Raw genomic sequence first — 2,500 nt, 5'->3', positions numbered from 1 at the left:
GTGAACCAGTACCGTGAGGGAAAGGCGAAAAGAACCCCGGAGAGGGGAGTGAAATAGAACCTGAAACCGTGTGCGTACAAGCAGTAGGAGCTCCGCAAGGAGTGACTGCGTACCTTTTGTATAATGGGTCAGCGACTTACTGTTCGTGGCAAGCTTAACCGTATAGGGGAGGCGAAGGGAAACCGAGTCTGATAAGGGCGCATAGTCGCGGGCAGTAGACCCGAAACCGGGTGATCTAGTCATGCCCAGGGTGAAGGTGCGGTAACACGCACTGGAGGCCCGAACCCACTCCCGTTGCAAAGGTAGGGGATGAGGTGTGATTAGGAGTGAAAAGCTAATCGAACCCGGAGATAGCTGGTTCTCCTCGAAAGCTATTTAGGTAGCGCCTCATATGTATCCTCTCGGGGGTAGAGCACTGTTATGGCTAGGGGGTCATCGCGACTTACCAAACCATTGCAAACTCCGAATACCGAGACGGACTGTATGGGAGACACACGGCGGGTGCTAACGTCCGTCGTGAAAAGGGAAACAACCCAGACCCACAGCTAAGGTCCCAAATTCACTGCTAAGTGGAAAACCATGTGGAAAGGCACAGACAGCCAGGAGGTTGGCTTAGAAGCAGCCACCCTTTAAAGAAAGCGTAATAGCTCACTGGTCGAGTCGGTCTGCGGGGAAGATTTAACGGGGCTAAGCAGTGAACCGAAGCTTGGGGTGCATACTTTGTATGCGCGGTAGAGGAGCGTTCCGTAAGCCGTTGAAGGTGGATTGAGAAGTCTGCTGGAGGTATCGGAAGTGCGAATGCTGACATGAGTAACGATAATGCGGGTGAAAAACCCGCACGCCGAAAGCCCAAGGTTTCCTTGCGCAACGTTAATCGGCGCAGGGTGAGTCGGCCCCTAAGGCGAGGACGAAAGTCGTAGTCGATGGGAAGCAGGTTAATATTCCTGCACCTCGCGTAAGTGCGATGGAGGGACGGAGAAGGTTAGGTGTACCAGGCGTTGGTTGTCCTGGGGAAAGGCGGTAGGTTTGGATCTTTGGCAAATCCGGGATCCTTTAAGACCGAGCACCGAGACGAGCCTTTATGGCGAAGTCACTGATACCACGCTTCCAGGAAAAGCTCCTAAGCTTCAGCTTACGCAGACCGTACCGTAAACCGACACAGGTGGGTAGGATGAGAATTCTCAGGCGCTTGAGAGAACTCGGGTGAAGGAACTAGGCAACATGGCACCGTAACTTCGGGAGAAGGTGCACCCTTTTTGGTGGCTCGTGCGAGCTATAGCTGAAGAGGGTCGCAGTAACCAGGCCGCTGCGACTGTTTATCAAAAACACAGCACTCTGCAAACACGAAAGTGGACGTATAGGGTGTGACGCCTGCCCGGTGCTGGAAGGTTAATTGATGGGGTCAGCCGCAAGGCGAAGCTCTTGATCGAAGCCCCAGTAAACGGCGGCCGTAACTATAACGGTCCTAAGGTAGCGAAATTCCTTGTCGGGTAAGTTCCGACCTGCACGAATGGCGTAACGACAGCGGCGCTGTCTCCACCCGAGACTCAGTGAAATTGAAATCGCTGTGAAGATGCAGCGTTCCCGTGGCAAGACGGAAAGACCCCGTGAACCTTTACTATAGCTTTACACTGAACGTTGAGTTCGTCTGTGTAGGATAGGTGGGAGGCTATGAAACTGTGGCGCTAGCTGCAGTGGAGCCATCCTTGAAATACCACCCTGTCGTGCTTGACGTTCTAACCTGGGCCCATTATCTGGGTCGGGGACCGTGTATGGTGGGTAGTTTGACTGGGGCGGTCTCCTCCTAAAGAGTAACGGAGGAGCTCGAAGGTACGCTCAGCGCGGTCGGACATCGCGCACTGTGTGCAAAGGCATAAGCGTGCTTGACTGCAAGATCGACGGATCAAGCAGGTAGGAAACTAGGACTTAGTGATCCGGTGGTTCTGTATGGAAGGGCCATCGCTCAACGGATAAAAGGTACTCCGGGGATAACAGGCTGATACCGCCCAAGAGTTCATATCGACGGCGGTGTTTGGCACCTCGATGTCGGCTCATCACATCCTGGGGCTGTAGTCGGTCCCAAGGGTATGGCTGTTCGCCATTTAAAGTGGTACGCGAGCTGGGTTCAGAACGTCGTGAGACAGTTCGGTCCCTATCTGCCATGGGCGTTGGAGATTTGAGAGGGGCTGCTCCTAGTACGAGAGGACCGGAGTGGACGAACCTCTGGTGTTCCGGTTGTCACGCCAGTGGCATTGCCGGGTAGCTATGTTCGGAAGCGATAACCGCTGAAAGCATCTAAGCGGGAAGCGCGCCTCAAGATGAGATCTCCCGGGGCACAAGCCCCCTGAAGGAACCATGTAGACTACGTGGTTGATAGGTCAGGTGTGTAAGTACAGCAATGTATTGAGCTAACTGATACTAATGATCCGTGCGGCTTGACCATATAACCTCAAGTTGCCTTGGCTTTACGACAGCGTCGTAAGAGCATCCAAGTGCACGC

At 53.9% G+C, this 2,500-nt stretch carries 1 rRNA gene (only partly in view); it reads left to right on the top strand.

From position 1 onward, the window contains the following. A 23S ribosomal RNA gene (locus VN11_RS21425) occupies window positions 1-2,443 on the top strand; it begins 435 nt to the left of the window's first position. The last annotated feature ends 57 nt before the right edge of the window (window positions 2,444-2,500 follow it).

The organism is Stenotrophomonas maltophilia (assembly GCF_001274595.1).
Lineage (GTDB): Bacteria > Pseudomonadota > Gammaproteobacteria > Xanthomonadales > Xanthomonadaceae > Stenotrophomonas > Stenotrophomonas forensis.
Note: the sequence above shows the minus strand (reverse complement) of the source record. Positions and strands in the feature narration are given on the sequence as shown.